At 72.1% G+C, this 22,644-nt stretch carries 24 protein-coding genes; 13 read left to right on the plus strand and 11 right to left on the minus strand.

Annotation, left to right across the window (positions count from 1 at the left end):
- Positions 1–107 precede the first annotated feature (107 nt).
- From OHS82_RS32615 to OHS82_RS32625, 3 genes are all read right to left on the minus strand, one after another.
- Positions 108–899 carry an SURF1 family cytochrome oxidase biogenesis protein gene (locus OHS82_RS32615; protein ID WP_277922406.1) on the minus strand — a complete coding sequence of 264 codons (792 nt, stop codon included), beginning with the start codon at positions 897–899 and terminating at the stop codon, positions 108–110.
- A 93-nt stretch (positions 900–992) separates the two neighbouring features.
- Complete coding sequence (locus OHS82_RS32620) at positions 993–1,226, minus strand: hypothetical protein (RefSeq protein WP_079041440.1); 234 nt, start codon at positions 1,224–1,226, stop codon at positions 993–995.
- Positions 1,227–1,343: 117 nt separating this feature from the next.
- Entirely contained in the window at positions 1,344–2,345 is a 1,002-nt protein-coding gene (locus tag OHS82_RS32625; RefSeq protein ID WP_057581345.1) for a DEDDh family exonuclease, read from the minus strand.
- Between the two features lie 301 nt (positions 2,346–2,646).
- Here OHS82_RS32625 and OHS82_RS32630 point away from each other — a divergent pair, with 301 nt between their 5' ends.
- The 3 genes from OHS82_RS32630 (at position 2,647) to OHS82_RS32640 (ending at position 5,228) form a co-directional block, all read left to right on the plus strand.
- A complete protein-coding gene (locus OHS82_RS32630; RefSeq protein WP_057581322.1) occupies positions 2,647–3,357 on the plus strand; it encodes a VIT1/CCC1 transporter family protein in 711 nt (236 codons plus the stop codon).
- 225 nt (positions 3,358–3,582) lie between these two features.
- Positions 3,583–4,551 carry a sterol desaturase family protein gene (locus OHS82_RS32635; RefSeq protein ID WP_328435077.1) on the plus strand — a complete coding sequence of 323 codons (969 nt, stop codon included), beginning with the start codon at positions 3,583–3,585 and terminating at the stop codon, positions 4,549–4,551.
- Positions 4,548–5,228 (plus strand): lysoplasmalogenase, encoded by a 681-nt coding sequence (locus OHS82_RS32640; RefSeq protein ID WP_057582311.1) that lies wholly within the window; start codon positions 4,548–4,550, stop codon positions 5,226–5,228. The genes OHS82_RS32635 and OHS82_RS32640 overlap by 4 nt, the downstream gene beginning before the upstream one ends.
- A gap of 13 nt (positions 5,229–5,241) precedes the next feature.
- Here the strand turns inward: OHS82_RS32640 and OHS82_RS32645 are convergent, their stop codons facing one another.
- Together OHS82_RS32645 and OHS82_RS32650 are read right to left on the minus strand one after the other, a co-directional pair.
- Positions 5,242–6,651: a CoA transferase gene (locus OHS82_RS32645; protein ID WP_328435078.1), complete on the minus strand. Its 1,410-nt coding sequence runs from the start codon at positions 6,649–6,651 to the stop codon at positions 5,242–5,244.
- 180 nt (positions 6,652–6,831) lie between these two features.
- Positions 6,832–8,361 (minus strand): S8 family serine peptidase, encoded by a 1,530-nt coding sequence (locus OHS82_RS32650; RefSeq protein ID WP_328435079.1) that lies wholly within the window; start codon positions 8,359–8,361, stop codon positions 6,832–6,834.
- A 304-nt stretch (positions 8,362–8,665) separates the two neighbouring features.
- Between OHS82_RS32650 and OHS82_RS32655 the strand changes: the two genes are divergently transcribed.
- The 3 genes from OHS82_RS32655 (at position 8,666) to moaA (ending at position 11,793) form a co-directional block, all read left to right on the plus strand.
- A complete protein-coding gene (locus tag OHS82_RS32655) occupies positions 8,666–9,022 on the plus strand; it encodes a DUF485 domain-containing protein (protein WP_057582277.1) in 357 nt (118 codons plus the stop codon).
- Entirely contained in the window at positions 9,019–10,644 is a 1,626-nt protein-coding gene (locus OHS82_RS32660; RefSeq protein WP_057582278.1) for a solute symporter family protein, read from the plus strand. Before OHS82_RS32655 ends, OHS82_RS32660 begins: the two co-directional genes overlap by 4 nt.
- A 159-nt stretch (positions 10,645–10,803) precedes the next feature.
- Positions 10,804–11,793 carry a GTP 3',8-cyclase MoaA gene (moaA, locus tag OHS82_RS32665; RefSeq protein ID WP_057582279.1) on the plus strand — a complete coding sequence of 330 codons (990 nt, stop codon included), beginning with the start codon at positions 10,804–10,806 and terminating at the stop codon, positions 11,791–11,793.
- Between the two features lie 43 nt (positions 11,794–11,836).
- Here the strand turns inward: moaA and OHS82_RS32670 are convergent, their stop codons facing one another.
- Together OHS82_RS32670 and OHS82_RS32675 are read right to left on the minus strand one after the other, a co-directional pair.
- Positions 11,837–12,070, minus strand: a complete 234-nt coding sequence (locus OHS82_RS32670) for a hypothetical protein (protein ID WP_057582280.1) — start codon at positions 12,068–12,070, stop codon at positions 11,837–11,839.
- A gap of 197 nt (positions 12,071–12,267) precedes the next feature.
- A complete protein-coding gene (locus OHS82_RS32675) occupies positions 12,268–12,675 on the minus strand; it encodes a DUF3099 domain-containing protein (RefSeq protein WP_057582281.1) in 408 nt (135 codons plus the stop codon).
- A 202-nt stretch (positions 12,676–12,877) separates the two neighbouring features.
- On the opposite strand from OHS82_RS32675, the gene OHS82_RS32680 reads away from it, so the two are divergent.
- Entirely contained in the window at positions 12,878–13,156 is a 279-nt protein-coding gene (locus tag OHS82_RS32680) for a GlsB/YeaQ/YmgE family stress response membrane protein (protein ID WP_057582282.1), read from the plus strand.
- A 68-nt stretch (positions 13,157–13,224) separates the two neighbouring features.
- Here the strand turns inward: OHS82_RS32680 and tyrS are convergent, their stop codons facing one another.
- From tyrS to OHS82_RS32695, 3 genes are read right to left on the minus strand one after another with little or no spacing between them, the layout of a single operon-like run.
- Positions 13,225–14,490 carry a tyrosine--tRNA ligase gene (gene tyrS, locus OHS82_RS32685; RefSeq protein ID WP_328435080.1) on the minus strand — a complete coding sequence of 422 codons (1,266 nt, stop codon included), beginning with the start codon at positions 14,488–14,490 and terminating at the stop codon, positions 13,225–13,227.
- Positions 14,491–14,545: 55 nt separating this feature from the next.
- On the minus strand, positions 14,546–15,940 hold the full coding sequence (locus OHS82_RS32690) for a metallopeptidase TldD-related protein (protein WP_057582284.1): 1,395 nt from the start codon (positions 15,938–15,940) through the stop codon (positions 14,546–14,548).
- Complete coding sequence (locus tag OHS82_RS32695) at positions 15,937–17,460, minus strand: TldD/PmbA family protein (protein WP_057582285.1); 1,524 nt, start codon at positions 17,458–17,460, stop codon at positions 15,937–15,939. The genes OHS82_RS32690 and OHS82_RS32695 overlap by 4 nt, the downstream gene beginning before the upstream one ends.
- A gap of 244 nt (positions 17,461–17,704) precedes the next feature.
- On the opposite strand from OHS82_RS32695, the gene fabG reads away from it, so the two are divergent.
- From fabG to OHS82_RS32710, 3 genes are all read left to right on the plus strand, one after another.
- A complete protein-coding gene (gene fabG / locus OHS82_RS32700; protein ID WP_057582286.1) occupies positions 17,705–18,424 on the plus strand; it encodes a 3-oxoacyl-[acyl-carrier-protein] reductase in 720 nt (239 codons plus the stop codon).
- A 5-nt stretch (positions 18,425–18,429) separates the two neighbouring features.
- Positions 18,430–19,197 carry an enoyl-ACP reductase FabI gene (gene fabI / locus OHS82_RS32705; RefSeq protein WP_057582287.1) on the plus strand — a complete coding sequence of 256 codons (768 nt, stop codon included), beginning with the start codon at positions 18,430–18,432 and terminating at the stop codon, positions 19,195–19,197.
- A gap of 175 nt (positions 19,198–19,372) precedes the next feature.
- Positions 19,373–19,723, plus strand: coding sequence for a hypothetical protein (locus OHS82_RS32710; protein ID WP_057582288.1), 351 nt, complete (start codon positions 19,373–19,375; stop codon positions 19,721–19,723).
- On the opposite strand, the gene OHS82_RS32715 is transcribed toward OHS82_RS32710, so the two are convergent.
- Positions 19,704–20,429 (minus strand): FadR/GntR family transcriptional regulator, encoded by a 726-nt coding sequence (locus OHS82_RS32715; protein WP_057582289.1) that lies wholly within the window; start codon positions 20,427–20,429, stop codon positions 19,704–19,706. The two genes, OHS82_RS32710 and OHS82_RS32715, sit on opposite strands and share 20 nt — an antisense overlap.
- 82 nt (positions 20,430–20,511) lie before the next feature.
- On the opposite strand from OHS82_RS32715, the gene OHS82_RS32720 reads away from it, so the two are divergent.
- From OHS82_RS32720 to OHS82_RS32730, 3 genes are all read left to right on the plus strand, one after another.
- Complete coding sequence (locus OHS82_RS32720; RefSeq protein ID WP_328435081.1) at positions 20,512–22,029, plus strand: CynX/NimT family MFS transporter; 1,518 nt, start codon at positions 20,512–20,514, stop codon at positions 22,027–22,029.
- A gap of 62 nt (positions 22,030–22,091) precedes the next feature.
- On the plus strand, positions 22,092–22,208 hold the full coding sequence (locus OHS82_RS32725) for an SGM_5486 family transporter-associated protein (RefSeq protein WP_107105320.1): 117 nt from the start codon (positions 22,092–22,094) through the stop codon (positions 22,206–22,208).
- Positions 22,209–22,397: 189 nt separating this feature from the next.
- Positions 22,398–22,607: a hypothetical protein gene (locus tag OHS82_RS32730; RefSeq protein WP_057582291.1), complete on the plus strand. Its 210-nt coding sequence runs from the start codon at positions 22,398–22,400 to the stop codon at positions 22,605–22,607.
- Positions 22,608–22,644 lie beyond the last annotated feature (37 nt).

The raw sequence follows: 22,644 nt of genomic DNA on the forward strand, positions 1-22,644 counted from the left end.
GGCGAGCACGAGCAGCCGCCGCCGCTGACGCGCGGGACGCCGGAGCGGACAGGGCGGCGGGCGTGGCGGGGCGGGTGGCGTGTCGGGGTCCGGCCGGGCAGGCGGTGCTACACCGTCGCCGGCTCGGCCGGCTCCGGCTCCCGGGCGGCCGCCGCGGCCCGGTCGCGGGCCTCGCGCCGGACGAGGATCAGCCACCCGACGGGGACGCCCGCGGCGAACAGCCACCACTGGATGGTGTACGCGAAGTTCAGCGCCGCGTCCTCGCTGCCGGGCGGGCCCAGCAGTTCGGGGCTGTCGCCCTTGGGCGCGGGCGCCGTCAGCGCGATGTAGCCCCCGAGCACCTGGGCGCCGAGCCGCCGGGACTCCTGCTCGCTGTTGATCAGCATGACCTGCCGGTCCGGCAGTCCCTTGAGGTCCTTGATGCCGCTCGCCGCGGTCGTCTCGTCGGGCATCAGCCGCCCGGTGACCGTGACCCTGCCGCCGGGCGGCGCGGGGATCTCGGGGAAGGCGGTCTGGCTCGGGCCGTCCGCGGCGATCCAGCCCCGGTTGACCAGCAGCACCTTGCCGTCCGTCAGGACGAGCGGGGTGAGGACGTGGAACCCGACCGTCTCGTCGGCGTTCACCCGGCGCCGGACGACGACCTCGTGCCCGGCGTCGAAGACGCCGGTGGCGCTCACGTTGTGGTAGCGCTCGCTGCGGGTGACGACATGGCCGACGGCGGTCAGCTTCTCGACGGGCACCGCGTCGGCGGCCAGCGCGTCGGAGACGAGCTGGTTGCGCGCGGTGCGCTCCTCGTAGCGGTGCATCTGCCAGAAGCCCAGCCTGATCATCGTGGGGATGAGGAGGAGGGAGACCAGCGTGAGGATCACCCACTGCCGGGACAACAGGAAGCGGTACACCCCACGACCGTACAACTCGGTCGTGGGGCGCATGCGGCCGGGTGCCGCGGGACGTCCTCGGCGGCCGGCCGTCACGGGCTGCCGGAAGCGGGCTCAGACCTTGTCGACGATCCCCACCCGGCCCTCCGCGCGGGCGCAGTGCGCGCCGCAGTACCAGTGACCCTCCACCTCGACGCCCTGGCCGATGATCTGCACCCTGCAGTGCTCGCAGATGGGTGCCATGCGATGGATCGCACAGGAGAAGCAGTCGAAGACGTGGACCGCGCCCTGCGCGTGCACTTCGAAGGTCATTCCGTAGTCATTGCCGCAAACTTCGCATCTCGCCATGCGCCACAGGGTGAGCCGTCGCCCCCGCGCGGGCGAGCGGGCGGCGGGCGAGTCGCGCGGCAATCACCCGTACGCACCGGTCGGCGCCGGCGGGGTTCGCGCAGTCGTCCGCGCGGGTCACTCGTCGGCGGGCTCCACATCCCGCAGGAGCTGCCCGAACGCGGCCTCGTCCACCACGGGCGTCCCGAACTGCCGCGCCTTCACCACCTTCGACGTGCCCGAGTCGGGGTCGTTGGTGACCAGCAGGCTGGTCAGCCGGGACAGGCTCGTGGCGACATGCAGCCCGGCCTCGGCGGCACGGTCCTCCAGCAGCTCGCGTTCGACCGAGGTGTCTCCCGAGAAGGCGACCCGCATGCCCTGCTTGAGCCGTCGGCCGTCCTCGTACCGCCCCGGGTTCGGATGCGGGCACACCGGCCGTTTCCGGGACGGTCGCCAACTGCTGGGCCGGTAGCCGCCGTAGCCGCCCCCCGGGCCGCTCGCCTGCCGCCCGATCAGGGGCGCCGGACGGTCGGCCCACTCCGTCAGCGGACGGCACTCGAGCAGCGGCAGCCGGACTCCGCCCTCCGCCGCGGCCCGCAGGCTCGGCCGGAACGCCTCCGCCAGCACGCGGGCGTCGTCCAGCGCGTGGTGCGCCCGCTGCTGTACGACGCCGAAGTGGGCCGCGAGCGACTCCAGCTTGTGGTTGGGCAGCGGCAGCCCCAACTCCTTGGACAGCGCGATGGTGCACAGCCGCTGCCGCACGGGTGCCTCGCGCTCCGCGCGCGCGTACTCCCGCGCGATCATCTGCCAGTCGAAGACGGCGTTGTGCGCGACGAGCACCCGGCCGTCGAGCCGGGCGGCGAACTCCTCCGCCACCTCGTGGAAGAGGGGCGCGCCCGCCAGTACGTCGCTCGTCAGACCGTGTATCCACACCGGGCCCGGGTCGCGTTGCGGGTTGACCAGCGTGTACCAGTGGTCCTGGACCTCGCCGCGCGCGTCCAGCCGGTAGACGGCCGCGGAGATGATCCGGTCGTCCCGCGCCAGGCCGGTGGTCTCCACGTCAACGACCGCGTATCCCCGGGGATACGCGGTCGGCCACTCCGTGGGGGACGACGCTGTCGTCGTGTGGTCTTCGAGCATGGTCACTGAGGATACGGGCCGCCACCGACACCCCGACGCCCCCGCCCCGTGCCGCAGGGCGTGGGAAGTCCTCCGGGTCGCACGGGAGTTCGCGGGGCGTACGCACGCGTGCGCCCGGCACCCGGCCGACGGCGGCGCAACTCCGGTCGCCTCCAACGCCGTTCCGCTTCTTCGTCCCTCGTCCGCCCCTCGTCCGACTCCCTCCTCGTTCCCGGCCGCCCGCCCGGCCGCCCGCTCGTCCGCTCCCGCAGCCGGGCGTCGCAGCACGACCCTCGGCCTGCGAGGTGTCATCCTCCGTCCTGTGACGGAACCCACCCACGCCGAGGCCCACGACGGCTCGCTCGGATCCCGGCTCAACTGGCTGCGCGCCGCGGTCCTCGGCGCCAACGACGGCATCGTCTCCACCGCCGGTCTCGTCGTCGGCGTGGCCGGCGCCACGGACCACCGCTCCGCGCTGCTGACGGCCGGCCTCGCCGGGCTGCTCGCCGGGTCGATGTCCATGGCGGCGGGCGAGTACGTCTCCGTGTCGACCCAGCGGGACTCCGAGAAGGCCGCGCTCGCGCTGGAGCGGCGGGAACTGAGAGAGCAGCCCGAGGCCGAGCTGGAGGAGCTGACGGAGCTCCTGGAGGAGCGGGGCCTGTCCCGGGACGTGGCCCGGGAGGCGGCCGTCCAGCTCACGGAACGGGACGCCCTGCGGGCGCACGCGCGCGTGGAGCTCGGGATCGACCCCGACGACCTCACCGATCCCTGGCATGCGGCCTGGGCGAGCTTCCTCGCCTTCACGGTGGGCGCCCTGCTGCCGCTCCTGGCCGTCGTGCTGCCCCCGGCCGACCGGCGCCTCCCGGTGACCGTCGTGTCCGTCCTGGTGGCCCTGACCGCCACGGGCTGGTCCGGCGCCCGGCTGGGCGCCGCGGCCCCCGGGCGGGCGGTGGTGCGCAATGTGAGCGGCGGAGCCCTGGCGATGGGGGTGACGTACCTGGTCGGCTCGCTCATGGGGGCCACGGGGGTGTGAGCGGCCTGGGGTGTGAGCAGGCCGGGGCGTGGGCGACAGGGGTGTGGGGCGGCCGCGCGCCCGAGGCGGCGGCGGTATGGCGACGAGGTGTGATGGAGGCGTGAAGCGGGCGGGGTGCGTCGTCGCGGCTTGGCGGGGATCACCAATAAGCAAGCGCATACCCCTGGAAATACTTGTCGGTAACACCGTCTAGCCGCAGCCCACCAGCGGTTCTACGGTGCCGGCATGCCGAACCTGCCCGATGTCGTGCTGTGGTCGATACCCGCCTTCGTGGTGCTCACCGTGATCGAGATCATCAGCGTCCGCGTCCACCCCGACGAGGACGCCGCCGGGTATCAGACGAAGGATGCCGCGACCAGCGTCGGCATGGGGCTCGGGAGCCTCGTCTTCGACCTCGTCTGGAAGATCCCGATCGTCGCGACGTACACCGCGATCTACGAGCTGACGCCGCTGCGCGTGCCCGTCCTGTGGTGGACGCTCCCGCTGATGCTGCTGGCGCAGGACTTCTTCTACTACTGGTCCCACCGCGGCCACCACGTCATCCGGGTCCTGTGGGCCTGTCACGTGGTCCACCACTCCAGCGAGAAGTTCAACCTCACGACCGCGCTGCGCCAGCCCTGGACCACGCTGACCGTCTGGCCCTTCTACGTTCCGCTGATCGCCGCCGGCGTCCACCCGGCCGCGCTGGCCTTCTGCTCCTCGGCCAACCTCGTCTACCAGTTCTGGATCCACACCGAGCGGATCGACCGGATGCCCCGGTGGTTCGAGTTCGTGTTCAACACGCCGTCCCACCACCGCGTCCACCACGCCTCCCAGGGCGGCTACCTGGACCGCAACTTCGGCGGCATCCTCATCGTGTGGGACCGGCTGTTCGGCTCCTTCGTGCCCGAGACCGACCGGCCCGTGTACGGGTTGACCAAGAACATCAACACGTTCAACCCGATCAAGGTTGCGACCCACGAGTACGTCGCCATCGCCAAGGACGTCAGGGCCGCGGCGGGCTGGCGCGAACGGGCGGGGCGGGTCTTCGGCGGGCCGGGCTGGCAGCCGTCGGCCCGGCCCGGGCCGCCCCCCACCGAGCCGCCCCCCACCGAGCCGGCCCCCACCGAGCCGTCTCCCACCGGGCCGACCGCGACCGCGCCGGCGTCGCCGGCCGCGCCGGCCGCGCCGGTCGGGGAGACCACGGCCGCGTGACCCGCTCCCGCGTCCCGTCGGCCCTGTTCGGCCTGTTCGCGCTCGCCGCCGCCGTCGACCTGCTCAGCCTCGCCGTCGGCCTCGAGCCCGGACACGCCGTCGCCAAGCCGCTCCTGATGCCTCTCCTCGCGGCCTGGGCGGCCCTGCGCGGCGCCCCCCGGCTCCTCGTCGCCGCCCTGCTGTGCGGCTGGGGCGGCGACACCCTCCTGCTGTTCGACGCCGACGCCGCCTTCCTCGCCGGCATGGCGTCCTTCGCCGCCGGGCACGTCTGCTACCTCGTGCTGTTCACCCGCGCCGGCCGCTCCCGCGCGGGCGCCCTGCTCCTCGCTCCCTGCTACGCCGTCGCCCTGATCACGACGGTCGTCCTGCTCCGGCCCGACCTGCCCGCGGAGCTGCGCCTGCCCGTCGCCGCCTACAGCACCCTGCTCACGGCCATGGCCTACACCGCCGCCGCCCGGGTCGGCGCGGTCGCCGGCGCCGGTGGCGCGCTCTTCCTGCTCTCCGACACGCTCATCGCCACCGGCGTCGCGGACTGGCCGCAGCCGCCGCGCCCCGACCTGTGGATCATGCTCACCTATATCGCCGCGCAGTTCCTGCTGGTCCGAGGCGCCCTCGGCGGGCGACGCCCGGCGCAGGAACAGGCCGGCGGCAGGCAGGTCCTCGCCGGCCCCGGGTGACGGGCCCCGCCGTTCAGAGCCAGCGGGCCGGATCGGCCCCCCAGCGGCCCGGCGGGCGCGCCCAGTCGGCCGGCCCGCCGACGAAGCGCACCGGCGGCAGGACGTACCGCAGCCGCCCGAGAGGACTGTCGGTGTGCGCGAGCCACGGCGTCGGGTCGAGGCGGTCGTCCCCGGTTCGCCGCACGTCCTGACCCGGGTCTCCTTCCCCGCTCCGGGCGTCGTCGGTCAGCCATGCCGCCGTCCGGGCCAGGGCCAGCCGGACGAGGCGGGCGCCGCCGTCGGCCGACTGCTCGGTCAGCGCACGCAGCACGCCGGCCGCCAGCAGATAGCCGGTCCCGTGGTCCAGGGCCTGCGCCGGCAGCGCTCCGGGCCGTTCGGCCGAGCCCTCGACGGCCGCGATGCCGGTGGCCGCCTGCACCAGACTGTCGAAGCCCCGTCGGTCGCCCCAGGGCCCGTACGCCCCCCACGCCGACACCTGTGCGACGACCACTCCGGGCCGGCGTTCGGCCAGTGCCTCGGGGGCGAGCCCGAACCGGTCGAGCGCGCCCGGCCGGTACCCGGTGACGACGACGTCCGCCGTCGCGAGCAGCTCCTCGAAGGTCCGCCGGTCCACGGCGAGGTCCAGCAGGGCCGAGCGCTTGCCGAAGCCCGTGTCGGCGTGCTGGTCCGGCAGTTCGGGCAGACCGGGAGCGTCCACGCGCAGGACGTCGGCGCCCAGCAGGGCGAGGGTGCGGGTGGCGACCGGCCCGGCGAGGACCCGGGTCAGGTCCAGGACGCGTACTCCGGCGGCCGGCAGCAGGGGGCCGCCGCCCACCGGCGCGAGGGCACGCACGCGTGCTCCGTCCAGCCTGCTCCGCTCGACGAGGGGCCGGCCGGCGATGGCGGCGGCCTGCTCGTGGGACGCCCACTGCCGAGGCGTGCGCAGTGCGACCGCCAGACCGCCTGCCGCGTGCACCGCGTCCTCGACGTCCCCTGCCCGGCGACCGGCGAGAACGCTCTCGACGGCGGCGGGACGGGAGTTCGCACTGTCGGCGTCCGCGGGCAGGCCGAGCGCGCTCAGCAGGCGCTCGCGGTGGTGCGGGTAGTTGGCGTGGGTGCGCACCCAGCCGTCGGCGGTCCGCCAGAACCGGGACAGCGGGGCGAAGAGCACCGGCGCCCGGTCGTCGACCAGCGTCTGCCGTTCGCTGACGAACGCCGCGGCGACCGCTGCGTCGTCCACCCGCACTTCGGGCGTCTCGGGCAGGCCCGCCCGTCGCGCCCCCAGCTCGGCGGCGGCCAGCGCGCACGCGCCCACACAGGCGCGCGCCAGCTGCCGTACGGGCAGCCGCGCCGGCAGCGCGCCGTCCCGGACGACCGTCGACACGCGCGTGAGGAGAGCGGGATCGCCGCCCAGTTCCGACCATGCGAACTCGATGTCAGTCATGACTGTATGATGCATTATTGATTCGATCAATATATATGCCCTCCACTCCCTCCACCCCCTCCACCCCGTCCCTCCCGTCCACCCCGTCCGTCGAGCAGGTGTCGCCGCACGCGAAAGGGCCGGGCGGATGACCGCCCGGCCCTCGAACCTCGTGCGCCACGGTCGTGGCGGCCTGAGCTACTACTTCACGGCGCGCAGCGCGTTCACGACACCGTGGCCGAAGAAGCCGTTGAGCCGCTTCCCGCCCACGCAGGTCGCGTCGACGACGCCGTTGCCGTCACCGTCGTACGGCTCGGTCGGGCAGGCGGTGCTGTCCGCCTGGAGCTTGAGCAGCGCCTGCAGCTGGGCGGGGCTCGCGTACGGATGCGTCGACTTGAGCAGCGCGGCGACACCGGCCACGTGCGGCGACGCCATCGAGGTGCCCTGCAGGTAGCCGTACGTGTTGTTCGGCAGCGTCGACAGGATGCGTCCGTTGGCGGACGGCGTGCCCGGGATCTGGTACTTGTCGCCGCCCGGAGCCGCCACGTCGATCGCGCCGAGGCCGTAGCTGGAGTAGTACGACTTGGTGCCCTTGACGCCCGTGGCGCTCACGGTGACGACACCCGGCAGCTGGGTCGGCACGTCGAAGCACTCGTGCGGGTCGATCGTGCGCGTCACCGGCGTGGCGTCGTCGGGGCTGGACGCGTCCACGATGGCGTCGGAGTCGAGGTCGTGGTTGGAGTTGCCCGCCGAGGCCACGTTGAGCGTGCCCTTCTTCTGGGCGTACAGCTGGGCCCTGTTGACCGCGTCCACGATGGCCCGCTGGTCCGGGTCGTCCATGCAGTTGTACAGCCACGGGTCGACGTAGTAGCTGTTGTTCGTGACCTCGACGCCGTGGTCGGCGGCGAACACGAACGCGCAGACGACGTTCTCCGGGTAGAAGAGGCCGTCCTTGGGGTCGCTCACCTTGATGCTCGCGACCTTGACGCCCGGTGCCACGCCGGCGACGCCGACGCCGTTGCGGGCGGCCGCGATCTCACCGGCGACATGGGTGCCGTGGTAGTCCTCCGCGGTGTACGGACGCCAGGCGCCCGCGCTGGTGTCCGCGACGCCGCCGACGCAGTTCGCCGACTGGGACGCGGAGAAGTTCGCGGTGAGGTCCGGGTGGGTGTCGTCGACGCCGGTGTCGATCACGGCGACCGTCACCCGCCTGCTGCCCGGGTTGATCTCGGCGGCCTTGTCGGCGCCTATCGCACGCAGGTCCCACTGGTCCGCCTCGAGCGGCTCGCTCTGCCCCGCCGTGCCGGACGCCTTCGCGACCTTCGCGGCCTCCGCCTTCGACAGGACCTGCACCGCGCCCTCGTCGGTGGTCCCGGCGGGGCTCAGCGCAGTCGTGCGGGTGGCGCCGGCCGACTGCACACCCCGCACCGCGCGTATCCGCGGACCGAAGTCGGGGTTCGCCGAGTGGACGACGAGCACGCCGATCCTCTCGTAGGACGCGACGACGGTGCCGCCGACCGAGGCGATCGCCTTCTTCACCGACCCGATCGTGCGGTGGTCCACCCTCGTGTTGACGACGTACGCCAGCGCCGGGGCGTCGGTCGCCCGGGTGGCGGATGTCGTGGCGGGAGCCGCGGAGGCCGCAGTCGGCAGGAAGCCGAGAGAGGCGGTCAGCGACAGCACGACGGGTACCGCGAGTGCGAGGCGGCGTTTGGAAGGCAGATGAGCCATGGGGTCTCCACATCATCCGGAAAGGGGACCTGGCCGAGCACAGATCCTGCTCGGCAGGTACATGACGGGTGGTGCTGTGCCGAAGCTATCCAACTGACTCGCCGGCCAGCAACGACCTCGGGCGACGACTTCCGGAAGGGACCGCCGCCGCTGCCCGCACGGACGCGACGGAACCCGGGCGACAAGTACCCGATCGAGTTGAACCGCCCCTAGCGCGCCGCCGTGCCCTTGGTCAGGGAGCCCGTGCACGATCGAGCCCCGCCCGACCCGCCCGTCCCGCCCGTCCGCAATGCGAGGAGACTCCGTGGCCACCGAGACACCGCCCCCCTCGAAGACCCCCAGCCGGCTCCCCACCACCGAGGAGTTCGTCGCGGTGCAGGAGAGCGCGGAGTTCGGTGAACTGCGCGGCGCCTACCGCGGCTTCGCCTTCCCGCTGACCGTCGCCTTCATCGCCTGGTACCTGCTGTACGTCCTGCTCTCCAACTACGCGGGCGACTTCATGGGCACCAAGCTCTTCGGCAACTTCAACGTGGCGATGACCCTCGGCCTCGCCCAGTTCCTCACCACGTTCCTCATCGCCTGGTGGTACGCGCGCACCGCCGCCGCCAAGTTCGACCCCAAGGCCGACGCGATCAAGTCCCGGATGGAGAGCGGAGAATGAGCACCGCCCAGCAGACCCTGCTCGCCGCGGGCGAGGCCAGTGAGCACCGCACACTGATCATCGTCCTGTTCTCGGTGTTCGTCGCCGCGACTCTCGTCATCACCGTCTGGGCCGGCCGCCAGACCAAGGACGCCGCCGACTTCTACGCCGGCGGCCGCCAGTTCACCGGCTTCCAGAACGGCCTCGCCGTCTCCGGCGACTACATGTCCGCCGCGTCCTTCCTCGGCATCGCGGGCGCCATCGCCCTCTTCGGCTACGACGGCTTCCTGTACTCCATCGGCTTCCTGGTGGCCTGGCTGGTCGCCCTCCTGCTGGTGGCGGAGCCGCTGCGCAACTCCGGCCGCTACACCATGGGCGACGTCCTCGCGTACCGCATGCGCCAGCGTCCCGTCCGCACCGCCGCCGGCACCTCCACCATCGTGGTCTCGATCTTCTACCTGCTCGCCCAGATGGCGGGCGCGGGCGTCCTGGTCTCGCTCCTGCTGGGCATCACCAGCGACGCCGGCAAGATCGGCATCGTCGCCCTCGTGGGCGTGCTGATGATCGTCTACGTCACCATCGGCGGCATGAAGGGCACCACCTGGGTGCAGATGGTCAAGGCCGTCCTGCTCATCGCCGGCGCCCTGCTGCTCACCTTCCTGGTGCTGCTCAAGTTCGACTTCAACGTCTCCGACCTGCTGGGCTCGGCCGCCGACAACAGCGGCAAGGGCGCGGCCTTCCTGGAGCCGGGCCTGAAGTACGGCGCCACCGGCACCACCAAGCTGGACTTCATCTCGCTCGGCATCGCCCTCGTCCTGGGCACCGCCGGCCTGCCGCACATCCTGATCCGCTTCTACACGGTGCCCACCGCCAAGGCCGCCCGGAAGTCGGTCCTGTGGGCCATCGGCCTGATCGGCGCCTTCTACCTGATGACGCTCGCCCTCGGCTTCGGCGCCGCCGCGCTCATCAAGCCGGACGAGATCATCGCCTCCAACAAGGCAGGCAACACGGCCGCCCCGCTCCTGGCGCTGCATCTGGGCGGCGTCGACTCCAACTGGGGCGCCATCCTGCTGGCCACCATCTCGGCGGTCGCCTTCGCCACCATCCTCGCGGTGGTCGCCGGCCTCACCCTGGCGTCGTCCTCGTCCTTCGCGCACGACATCTACGCCAACGTCATCAAGAAGGGGCAGGCCTCCGAGAAGCAGGAGATCAACGCGGCCCGATACGCGACCGTCGGCATCGGCGCGGTCTCCATCCTGCTCGGCGCCCTCGCCCGCGACCTGAACGTCGCCGGCCTGGTCGCCCTCGCCTTCGCGGTGGCCGCCTCCGCCAACCTCCCGACGATCCTCTACAGCCTCTTCTGGAAGCGGTTCACCACGTCCGGGGCCCTGTGGTCGATCTACGGCGGCCTGGTCACCGCCGTCGGCCTGGTGCTGTTCTCGCCGGTCGTCTCCGGCAAGCCCAGCTCGATGTTCCCCGACGTCGACTTCCACTGGTTCCCCCTGGAGAACCCCGGCCTCATCTCGATCCCGGTCGGCTTCCTGCTGGGCATCGTCGGCACCCTCCTGTCGAAGGAGAAGCCCGACGACGCCAAGTACGCCGAGCTGGAGGTGCGCTCCCTGACCGGCACCGGGGCCCACTGAGCGGCCGTCCGCCCCGCCCCGACCGCGGCCGCGTCGTAGATCCCTACGAAGCGGCCGCGTCCCACCTCGTGGGATCGGGCCCTGTCGCTGTCGGCGGTGTCACGTAGGCTCGCAAGTGACGGAACAGTCACGCGATCCACCACGAGGGAGGGGGCCCACGTGCTCATCGACACCTACGGCCGAGTGGCCACCGACCTGAGGGTCTCACTGACCGACCGGTGCAACCTGCGCTGCACCTACTGCATGCCCGAGGAGGGCCTGCAGTGGCTGGCCAAGCCCGACCTCCTCACGGACGACGAGATCGTCCGCCTCATCGACGTCGCGGTCACCTCCCTCGGCATCGAGGAGGTCCGCTTCACCGGCGGCGAGCCCCTGCTGCGCCCGGGCCTGGTCGGCATCGTCGAGCGCGTCGCCGCGATGGAGCCCCGCCCCCAGATGTCCCTCACGACGAACGGCATCGGCCTGCGCCGCACCGCCCGGGCCCTCGAGGCGGCCGGCCTGGACCGGGTCAACGTCTCCCTCGACACCCTGCGCCCCGACGTCTTCAAGACCCTCACCCGCAGGGACCGTCACAAGGACGTCCTCGAGGGCCTCGAAGCCGCCCGAGAGGCGGGCCTGACACCGGTGAAGGTGAACTCGGTCCTGATGCCGGGCCTCAACGAGGACGAAGCTCCCGACCTCCTCGCCTGGGCCGTGGAGAACGACTACGAGCTGCGCTTCATCGAGCAGATGCCGCTGGACGCCCAGCACGGCTGGAAGCGCGAGGGCATGGTGACGGCCGGGGACATCCTGGCCTCCCTGCGCACCCGCTTCGACCTCACCGCCGAGGGCGAGCAGGAACGCGGTTCGGCCCCGGCCGAACGCTGGCTGGTGGACGGCGGCCCGCACCGCGTGGGCGTCATCGCCTCCGTCACCCGGCCCTTCTGCGCCGCGTGCGACCGCACCCGCCTCACCGCCGACGGCCAGGTCCGCACCTGCCTCTTCGCCCGCGAGGAGACGGACCTGCGAGCGGCCCTGCGCTCCGGCGCCCCCGACGAGGAGATAGCCCGCATCTGGCGCCTGGCCATGTGGGGAAAGAAGGCGGGCTCCGGTCTGGACGACCCGAGCTTCCTGCAGCCGGACCGGCCGATGTCGGCGATCGGCGGCTAGCGCGGCCCCGGACCGGCGGGTGCCGGGACCGCTCGGACGGCCTTCAGACGGCCTTGTCCCGGGACCCCTCCGGGGGTTCCCAATCGGTCAGCGCGACCACGTCCTTGAGGAAGCCCCGGACGCCGAGGAACTGCGACAGATGCTCGCGGTGCTCCTCGCACGCGAGCCACGTCTTGCGCCGCTCCGGCGTATGGATCTTCGGGTTGTTCCAGGCCAGCACCCACACCGCGTCGACACGGCAGCCCTTGGCAGAACAGATGGGGGTCTCGTCACTCACAGAGTCGTCTCACCACACGCACACAAAGGCGACGCCGAGCAGCCACGGGGGGAGCTGCCCGGCGTCGGTCCGTCGCTCCGACGGGGGATGCGGAGCGCGTACGAAGTATGTCACGACGGACCACCCCCACGGCACTGGAACAACATGATTGATCTGAGCTTTTCCTGAGCTTGGCGCACAGTCCGCTCATGGCCCGTTCACGGCTGTCGCTCAGCCTGTCCGGGCGCCGGTTCCTCCCCGCCGGGTTCCGCGAAGCCCTCCTCTTCGGGGGCGGATCGCGCGGCGCCGTCGTCCGCGTGCGGGGCCGCGATCATGGGCCGCACGGGCACGCCGACGAACGTCGAGGGGAGCGACGGCACGTTCTCCCGGCCGGCGTTGGCGACCACCACCGCGATATAGGGCAGCACCAGGCCCAGAACCAGCGCCACCACGGCCACATGCCGTTCCACGTTCCACAGCGTCGCCGCCAGGATCACCGCCACCGTGCGGACCGACATCGAGATGATGTAGCGCCGCTGCCGGCCCCGCACATCGTCCTGGAGCCCCTGGCGTGCGCCGGTGATCCGGAACACCTGGGCGTTCCCGCCGCCACCCTGCTTCCGCATGACATTCCCCGTCCGCCCGCGTCGTCCTTCCCCCGGCTCTCCACGTTACGCCGCGGCTGCGCAGTCCTGGAGACCGGGGCGTCTGCGGTCCGGGCGACCCTACTGCGCCGTCCCGCGTACGGCCGTACCCGACATGCGTCGTACGGCGAGCGGCTCGAGACTTGAGGCCACTGCTCACGCAGAGCCGGAAAAGGAGGCAGCCATGGGCTGGTTGTGGGCGATCATCGTCGGATTCGTGCTGGGCCTGATCGCGAAGGCGATCATCCCGGGCAAGCAGCACAGCCCTCTCTGGCTGACCACGATCTTCGGCATGCTGGGCGCGATCGTGGGCAACGCGATCGCCCGCGCGGCAGGCGTCGAGTCCACGTCCGGCATCGACTGGAGCCGGCACGCGTTCCAGCTGATCGCAGCCATCATCATCGTCGCCCTCGGCGACATGCTCTACATGGCGACGCTGGGCAAGAGGAAGCACCGGGCCTGAGCGCGCACGCGACGAAGGGGCGGCCTCCCACGGGAAGCCGCCCCTTCGCGCCACTGCCGCTCAGGCCGTCAGCCGGTGACCTCCACGGCGGCCAGGTTCTTCTTCCCTCGCCGCAGCACCAGCCACCGCCCGTGGATGAGCTCCTGCGCCGCGGGCACCGCGTCCTCGGCCGTGACCTTGACGTTGTTCACGTAGGCCCCGCCCTCCTTCACGGTCCGCCGCGCCGCCGACTTGCTGGCCACCAGGCCGACCTCGGCGAACAGGTCCACGACCGGCCCGAGCTCGGCGACCTGGATGTGCGGCACCTCGGAGAGGGCCGCGGCCAGCGTCCGCGCGTCGAGGTCGCCCAGCTCGCCGTGCCCGAAGAGGGCCCTGGACGCGGCGACCACCGCCGCCGTCTGGTCGGGACCGTGGACCAGCGTCGTCAGCTCCTCCGCCAGCGCGCGCTGCGCGGCCCGGGCCTGCGGCCGCTCCTCGGTCTGCCGCTCCAGCTCCTCGATCTCCGTACGGGACCGGAAGCTGAAGATGCGCAGGAACTTCGAGACGTCCCGGTCGTCCGCGTTCAGCCAGAACTGGTAGAACGCGTACGGCGTCGTCATCTCGGGGTCCAGCCAGACCGTGCCGGACTCCGTCTTGCCGAACTTGGTGCCGTCCGCCTTGGTGATCAGCGGGGTGCCCAGGGCGTGCACCACGGCGTCGGGCTCGACCCGGTGGATCAGGTCGGTGCCCGAGGTGAGGTTGCCCCACTGGTCGCTGCCGCCGGTCTGCAGGGTGCACCCGTGCCGCCGGTACAGCTCCAGGAAGTCCATGCCCTGCAGGATCTGGTAGCTGAACTCGGTGTAGCTGATGCCCGCGTCGGAGTTGAGCCGCCGGGAGACGGCCTCCTTGGCGATCATCTTGTTCACCCGGAAGTGCTTGCCGACGTCGCGCAGGAACTCGATGGCCGACATGCCCTGGGTCCAGTCCAGGTTGTTGACCATGACGGCCGCGTTCGGGCCCTCGAAGTCGAGCAGCGGCGCGATCTGCGCGCGCAGCCGCTCCACCCACTGGGCGACGACCTCGGGCGCGTTCAGCGTGCGCTCCGCGTTCGGCTTCGGGTCGCCGATCAGACCGGTGGCGCCCCCGACCAGGCCCAGCGGACGGTTGCCCGCCTGCTGGATGCGGCGCATCGTCAGGATCTGCACGAGGTTGCCGAGGTGCAGGCTGGGCGCGGTCGGGTCGAAGCCGCAATAGAACGTGACAGGACCGTCCGCGAACGCCTTGCGCAATGCGTCCTCGTCCGTGGAGAGGGCGATCAGCCCCCGCCACGTCAGTTCGTCGACGATGTCCGTCACAGTTCTCGGTCTCCTTGATGATCTTCGCGCAGCCGGGTGACTGCCGGCTACGAGGTTATACGCCCTGACTGACAGAGCTCATATTGAAGTCCGGCACCCGCAGGGCGGGCATCGCGGCCCTGGTGAACCAGTCGCTCCACTCCCGGGGCAGCGTCTTCTCCGTGCGCCCCGCCTCCGTCGCCCGGCCCAGCAGGTCGACCGGCGACTCGTTGAACCGGAAGTTGTTGACCTCGCCGACGACCTCGCCGTCCTCGACGAGGTACACGCCGTCCCGGGTCAGACCGGTCAGCAGCAGGGTCGCCGGGTCGACCTCGCGGATGTACCAGAGACAGGTCAGCAGCAGACCGCGACCGGTGGCGGCCACCATCTCCTCCAGCGAGCGGTCCGCCCCGCCGTCCAGGATCAGGTTGTCGGCCCCCGGCGCCACCGGCAGTCCGGTCAGCGCCGCGCTGTGCCGGGTGGTCGTCAGGTTCTTCAGCTCGCCCCCGCCGACCCACTCCGTGGACCGCAGCGGCAGCCCGTTGTCGAACACCGACTGGTCACCGCCGGAGGTGTGCGCGATGACGAACGGCGCGGACTCCAGGCCGGGCTCGTTCGGGTCGCTGCGCAGGGTCAGCGGCAGGTCGGTCAGCTTCTCGCCGACCCGGGTGCCGCCGCCGGGCTTGGAGAACACCGTCCGGCCCTCGGTCGCGTCCCGGCCGGACGCCGACCACAGCTGGTAGATCATCAGGTCGGCCACCGCGGTCGGCGGCAGCAGCGTCTCGTACCGGCCGGCCGGCAGCTCGATCCGCCGCTCCGCCCAGCCCAGCCGTACGGCGAGCTCGGCGTCGAGCGCCGCCGGGTCGACGTCCTTGAAGTCGCGGGTCGATCGTCCCGCCCACGCCGAACGCGTGCGGTCCGGGGACTTGGCGTTCAGCTCGAGCGTCCCGTTCGGCTGGTCGTGCCGCAGCCGCAGACCCGTCGAGGTGCCCACGTACGTCGAGACCAGCTCGTGGTTGGCGAACCCGTACAGCTCGCGGCCGCCCGCACGCGCGCGTGCGAACGCCTCGCCCAGGGCCGGCGCGAAGTCGGCGAACACCGCGGACGAGGTCTCGGCCGGCGCCTCCGTGAACTCGGGAGACGGCGCCACGCCTGTGACCAGGGGCTGGGCGTCCTCGGCGGGGTGCGCACCGCGCGCGGCGGCCTCGGCGGCCCGCACGAGGGGCTCCAGCTCGTCCCCGGTCACCGCGGCGCGGGAGACGACGCCGGAGGCCGTGCCCTCCTTGCCGTCGACCGTGGCGATCACCGTGAGCGTGCGCCCGCGGGTGACGCCGTTCGTCGTCAGCGCGTTGCCCGCCCAGCGCAGGTTCGCCGTCGACTGCTCGTCGGCGATGACGACACAGCCGTCGGCCCGCGACAGCTCGAGGGCGCGCTCGACGACCTCGTGCGGTTTGGTGCTACGGGCGCTCATCGACCGGCCTCCTGCGTGGTGTTCAGAATGTTGACGCCCTTGAACAGGGCCGACGGGCAGCCGTGCGACACCGCCGCCACCTGACCCGGCTGGGCCTTTCCGCAGTTGAAGGCACCGCCGAGGACGTACGTCTGCGGACCGCCCACCGCCGCCATCGAACCCCAGAAGTCGGTGGTCGTCGCCTGGTAGGCCACGTCCCGCAGCTGTCCGGTGATCCGCCCGTTCTCGATCCGGAAGAACCGCTGCCCGGTGAACTGGAAGTTGTAGCGCTGCATGTCGATGGACCAGGAGCGGTCGCCGACGACGTAGATGCCCCGGTCGACGCTGCCGATGAGGTCCTCGGTGGACATCCCGGCCGGATCAGGCCGCAGCGACACGTTGGCCATGCGCTGTACCGGCACATGGCCGGGGGAGTCGGCGAACGCACAGCCGTTGGACCGCTCGAATCCGGTGAGCTTCGCGATCCGCCGGTCCAGCTGGTAGCCGACGAGCGTGCCGTCCCTCACCAGATCCCAGGACTGGCTCTCGACGCCCTCGTCGTCGTACCCGACGGTCGCCAGGCCGTGCTCGGCGGTGCGGTCGCCCGTGACGTTCATCAGCTCCGAGCCGTAGCGCAGCTTCCCGAGCTGGTCGAAGGTGGCGAAGGAGGTGCCGGCGTAGGCGGCCTCGTAGCCGAGGGCGCGGTCCAGCTCGGTGGCGTGCCCGATGGACTCGTGGATGGTCAGCCACAGGTTGGACGGGTCGACGACCAGGTCGTAGAGCCCCGGGTCCACGCTCGGCGCGCGCATCTTCTCGGCGAGCAGCTCGGGGATCCGGGCCAGCTCGTCGTCCCAGTCCCAGCCGGTGCCGGTCAGGTACTCCCAGCCGCGTCCGGCGGGCGGCGCGACGGTGCGCATCGAGTCGAACTCGCCGCTGGACTCGTCGACCGACACCGCGTTCACCGCCGGGTGCAGCCGCACCCGCTGCTGGGTGGTCACCGTCCCGGCCGTGTCGGCGTAGAACTTGTTCTCGTGGACGGTCAGCAGCGAGGCGTCGACGTGGTTGATGCCGTTCGCCGCCAGCAGCCGCGTGCTCCAGTCCGCGAGCAGCGCCGCCTTCTCCTCGTCCGGCACGGTGAACGGGTCGATCTCGTACGACGAGATCCACGTCCTGTCCGCGTGCACCGGCTCGTCCGCCAGCTCCACCCGCTCGTCCGAGCCGGCGGCCTTGATCACCTGTGCGGAGAGCTTGGCCATCGCCACCGCCTGCGAGGCGACCCTGGCCGCGGCGTCCATCGTCAGATCCACGCCGGACGCGAACCCCCACGTGCCGCCGTGCACCACCCGCACCGCGTACCCGAGGTCGGTCGTGTCCGAGGACCCGGCGGGCTTGGCGTCCCGCAGCCGCCAGGACGCGCTGCGCACCCGCTCGAACCGGAAGTCCGCGTGCTCCGCGCCCAGCGCACGCGCGCGTGCGAGCGCGGCGTCGGCGAGTGCGCGCAGGGGTAGTGCCGTGAAGCTTTCATCGATGGTATGGGGCACCTAGGTCTCTCCCTGGTGTCGTCGCGGGTGAAGACCTCGATCATGTCGCGCCCGGCGGCCCCCGGACCACACCTTTCCGGGCCGCTTGCGCAAACTTTCTGTAGAGACCCCACAGTCAGCCCCGTGAGCCACTGTCGGTGCCCGAATGTCGTCGTGAGGAAGCAGACCGATAGGTTTCGGGGGAAGCCGCCTGCCACCCAGAGTTCGGGCGGGTGCGTCAGACCCCTATCGAAAGGGTGATCCGTTGAGCCGCTCGGTTCTCGTCACCGGAGGAAACCGGGGCATCGGCCTCGCCATCGCCCGCGCGTTCGCCGACGCCGGCGACAAGGTCGCCATCACGTACCGCACGGGCGAGCCGCCGGCCGCCCTGACGGAACTGGGCTGCCTCGCCGTCAAGTGCGACATCACCGACTCCGAGCAGGTGGAGCAGGCCTACAAGGAGATCGAGGCCGAGCACGGCCCCGTCGAGGTCCTGATCGCCAACGCCGGCGTCACCAAGGACCAGCTGCTGATGCGCATGTCCGAGGAGGACTTCACCTCGGTCGTCGACACCAACCTGACCGGCACCTTCCGCGTGGTCAAGCGCGCCAACCGCGGCATGCTGCGCGCCAAGAAGGGCCGCGTCGTGCTCATCTCCTCGGTGGTCGGGCTGTACGGCTCGCCGGGACAGGCGAACTACGCCGCCTCCAAGGCCGCCCTGGTGGGCTTCGCGCGCTCCCTGGCCCGTGAGCTGGGATCCCGCAACATCACTTTCAACGTCGTCGCGCCCGGCTTCGTCGACACCGACATGACCAAGGTGCTCACCGACGAGCAGCGCGCGGGCATCGTCTCGCAGGTCCCGCTCGGCCGGTACGCGCAGCCGCACGAGATCGCCGCGGCGGTGCGGTTCCTCGCCTCGGACGACGCCGCGTACATCACTGGAGCCGTCATCCCCGTTGACGGCGGACTGGGAATGGGTCACTGATCACCATGAGCGGAATTCTCGAGGGCAAGCGCGTCCTGATCACCGGTGTGCTGATGGAGTCCTCCATCGCCTTCCACACCGCCAAGCTGGCCCAGGAGCAGGGCGCCGAGATCATCCTGACCGCGTTCCCGCGGCCCACGCTGACCGAGCGCATCGCCAGGAAGCTGCCGAAGCCGACCAAGGTCATCGAGCTCGACGTCACCAACGAGGAGCACCTCGGCCGTCTCGCGGACATCGTGGGCGAGGAGCTCGGCGGCCTCGACGGCGTCGTGCACTCCATCGGCTTCGCGCCGCAGGACGCCCTCGGCGGCAACTTCCTCAACACGCCGTTCGAGTCGGTCGCCACGGCCATGCACGTCTCGGCGTACTCCCTGAAGTCGCTCACCATGGCCTGCCTGCCGCTGATGCAGAACGGCGGCTCGGTCGTCGGCCTCACGTTCGACGCGTCCTTCGCGTGGCCCCAGTACGACTGGATGGGCCCGGCCAAGGCCGCCCTGGAGGCCACCAGCCGCTACATGGCGCGCGACCTGGGCAAGCAGAACATCCGCTGCAACCTGGTCTCCGCCGGCCCGATCGGCTCGATGGCCGCCAAGTCCATCCCGGGCTTCTCCGAGCTGGCCGCCGTCTGGGACGACCGCTCGCCGCTGGAGTGGGACCTCAAGGACCCCGAGCCGGCCGGCCGCGGCGTCGTCGCCCTGCTCAGCGACTGGTTCCCGAAGACGACCGGCGAGATCGTCCACGTGGACGGCGGTCTGCACGCCATCGGAGCCTGATCCCGGGCCTCCGGCCGGCTTTTCGGCGCCCCGCTCCCCGCATCGCGCGGGGGGCGGGGCGTCACTCGTTCGGCGTACCTGTCCGGGCGGCGGACGGCCACGACCGGGCACGCTGGAGTGCGCGCCCCGTACGACGCGTGGTTCCCTCCCCAGCTCGGCCGAGGAGGTCCCCCTTGTGCGCCTGTCCCGCAGCCTGGCCCCAGCGACCGTCGTCGCGCTCTGTCTCGTGTTCTCGCTGCCGTACGACGCGTCGCCGCACGCACGCGTGAAGACGCGCGAAGCCGCCGTGCCGAAGCCGTTCGGCGCGGAGTGCCGCGTCGGCGTCCACGGCTCCCGCGTCGTCGCCTACTGCCACAACCCCTACGCCGACACCGACCGGGTCCGTCTGCACATCGAGTGCGACCGCTGGTGGGACCTCGACACCGACGGCGCCCCCGCCGACGCGGACCCCGCCCGGACCGTACGGCTCACCGGACGCTGCTGGAAGGAGGTCCGCTCGGCCTGGGTCAGCCACCAGCAGGTGTGAGCCCTGAGGGGGGCGGTCCGCCGGCGGGCGAGCCGAACCGGCCGGGCCGGCACACCAGCGGATAGCTCGCCGCCTCGACGGCGGCCGCCTCCGCCTCGCCCGCGCGGATCGCATCCACCAGCCGGGTGTGGTCCATGTAGGTATCCGGCGTGAGCTCCGCGCCCACGTCCTCGCGCAGCCAGTCGCGCAGCACCTCGCCGAGGTCCGCGTACATCGCCGTCATGACGTCGTTGTGGGAGGCCGCCACGACGGCCAGGTGGAAGGTCGTGTCGGCCGCCACGAACGTCTCCGCGTCGCCGGACGCCCACGCCTCCTCGCGCCGCAGCAGAAGAGCGTCCAGCTGCTTGAGGTCCTTCTCGGTGCGCCGTACGGCCGCCAGTTTCGCCGCGCTCGACTCCAGCGTGGCGCGCAGTTCGGCGATGTGCCCGGGGTCGGCGTCGGCGAAACGGCGGTGCATCACGCCCGCCAGCTCGCTGGTCGCCACGACGTACGTGCCCGAACCCTGCCGGATGTCCAGCAGCCCGTTGTGCGCCAGCGCCCGGACCGCCTCTCGGACCGTGTTGCGCGCGACGCCCAGCTGCTCGACCAGTTCCGGTTCCGTGGGGATGCGCGCGCCGACCGGCCACTCGCCCGAGGTGATCTGGGAGCGCAGCGCGGCGATGACCTGCTCGGACAGCGCCGAGCGGCGGGGATGGCTCAGGGGCATGGCACACCTTCGCACGGGCTGGGCGGTGGGGTGACGCCCGGGCATGGACAACCAATCATCCTATGATTCTATGATGGACGGCATGGCAAGCGAGCAGACACGGCCCATGGCCGCACCGCCCACCCGTGCGCAGCCCACGGACGAGCCCTCGAACGCCGCCACGCGCGTGTGGCGGACACGGCTGCTCGTGGTCGGCATCGTGCTGGCCGCCGTCAACCTGCGCCCGGCCATCACCAGCCTCGGCGCGCTCCTCGAAGAGGTCCGCGACGGGCTCGGCATGAGCGGCAGCGTGGCCGGCGTGCTCACCTCGGTGCCCCCGCTCTGCTTCGCCGCCTTCGGCGTCACGGCCCCCCGCCTCGCCCGCCGCTTCGGGGCCGGCGCGGTCGTGTGCGCGGGCATGGCCGCCATCACCGCCGGACTGCTGATGCGCCCCTACGTCGGCGGCGCCGCCGGCTTCCTCGCCGCCAGCGCCCTCGCCCTCATGGGCATCGCCGTCAGCAACGTCCTGATGCCCGTCATCGTCAAGCGCCACTTCCCTGACAGGGTCGGCTCCATGACCGGCCTGTACTCGATGGCCCTCGCCCTCGGCACCGCCGTCGCCGCCGCCGTCACGGTGCCCATGACCGGGGCCCTCGGCGGCAGTTGGCAGACCGGCCTCGCGGTGTGGGCCGGCCTCGCGGCGGCGGCCGTCCTGCCGTGGCTGCCGCTGGTGCGCGAGGGTGACAGCGCCGTCGGCAACGGGCACGGACGCGTCACGGTTGCGGGCGGGGCGCGTACGGCCGCGCGTCCCGACCCGGCTCCCGCCCGGGAAGCACAGCAGCAGCCGTTCGGCCGGCACGCGCCGGGTCGCTCCCGGTCGGACCGCTCGTCGCCGGACCCGGTGCCCTCGGACCGGGTGCCCTCGGACCGGGCACCGTCGGGTGGCCACTCGTCCATGGGCCACTCGTCCAAGGGCCGCCCGTCCACCGGCCGCCCGTCCACCGGTCTCCCGTCCGTCCGGCCGTCCGCCGCCCCGTTGCGCATCACCCGTAGTCGCACCGCCTGGGCGCTCGCCGTCTTCTTCGGCCTCCAGGCCACCGCCGCCTACATCACCATGGGCTGGATGCCGCAGATCTTCCGCGACGCGGGCGTTCCGGCGAGCACCGCCGGACTGCTCCTCGCCGTCACGATGGCGATGGGCGTGCCGCTGGCCTTCGTCATACCGCGCGTCGCCACCCGGCTGCCGCACCAGGGCCCGATCGTGGTCGCGCTCGGCGCCTGCGGTCTCGTCGGGTACGCCGGCCTGTACCTGGCTCCCGCCGGTGGCGCCTGGGCCTGGGCCCTGCTGCTGGGCGTGGCCAACTGCGCCTTCCCGCTGGCGCTCACCATGGTCGGGATGCGCGCCAGGACCGGCGCGGGCGTGGTCCAGCTCTCCGCCTTCGCCCAGAGCACCGGCTACCTGATCTCCATTCCGGGTCCGCTGCTGGTCGGGGTGCTCTACCAGCACAGCGGCGGCTGGGGTCTGCCCCTCGCGCTCATGACGGCGCTGATGATCCCGCAGACGGTCGTCGGCGTCCTGGCGGGCCGTGACCGCACGGTGGAGGATGAGGCCGCCCGCTGACCGGACGGGCCCCGCGGACCCCCGACGCCACCGCCCGGGCCTGCGGGTGCGAGACTGGCCGCATGCCAGTGCTCGACCCGAACCCGCGCAACGGCCAGAAGAAGATGCTCCTCGTCTTCGGCTCGTTCCTCGCCATCTTCGTGATCATCGCCGTCATCGCGACCGTCGCCTCCCCCTGACCCGGACGGCCCGGCGTGCCGCCGGGGGTGGGGTTAACCCCCCTGTCCCCTAGGGGGTGAGGGTCAGGGTCAAGTGGGTGGGTCACCGGATGGGTTGACGGCGCCCGTTTCCGTAACTTCGAACTGTGACCGCACGACGCGGATCACCGGCCACGGCCTGCGGACGACTCGAAGACAGCGGAGGCACCCATGCCGGCCCCCACGCACTCCAAGGCCCACCCGGCAGCCGCCCGGGGCGGCGTCGACAACCTGCTGCCCTGGTGGGCGCTCGCCCTCCCGACGCTGGCCTTCATCACCCTGCTGGTGCTGATACTGAACCCCGTCGACGCCCACGCGGCGGGCGGCGACCCGGCGATCACCCATCTCGTCGAGCGCGTCCAGCAGCTCGTCGCCCGCTAGGCCGGCTCGGGACCGCTGGTGGGACCGCATGTCAACT

Source organism: Streptomyces sp. NBC_00425 (assembly GCF_036030735.1).
Taxonomy (GTDB): Bacteria; Actinomycetota; Actinomycetes; order Streptomycetales; family Streptomycetaceae; genus Streptomyces.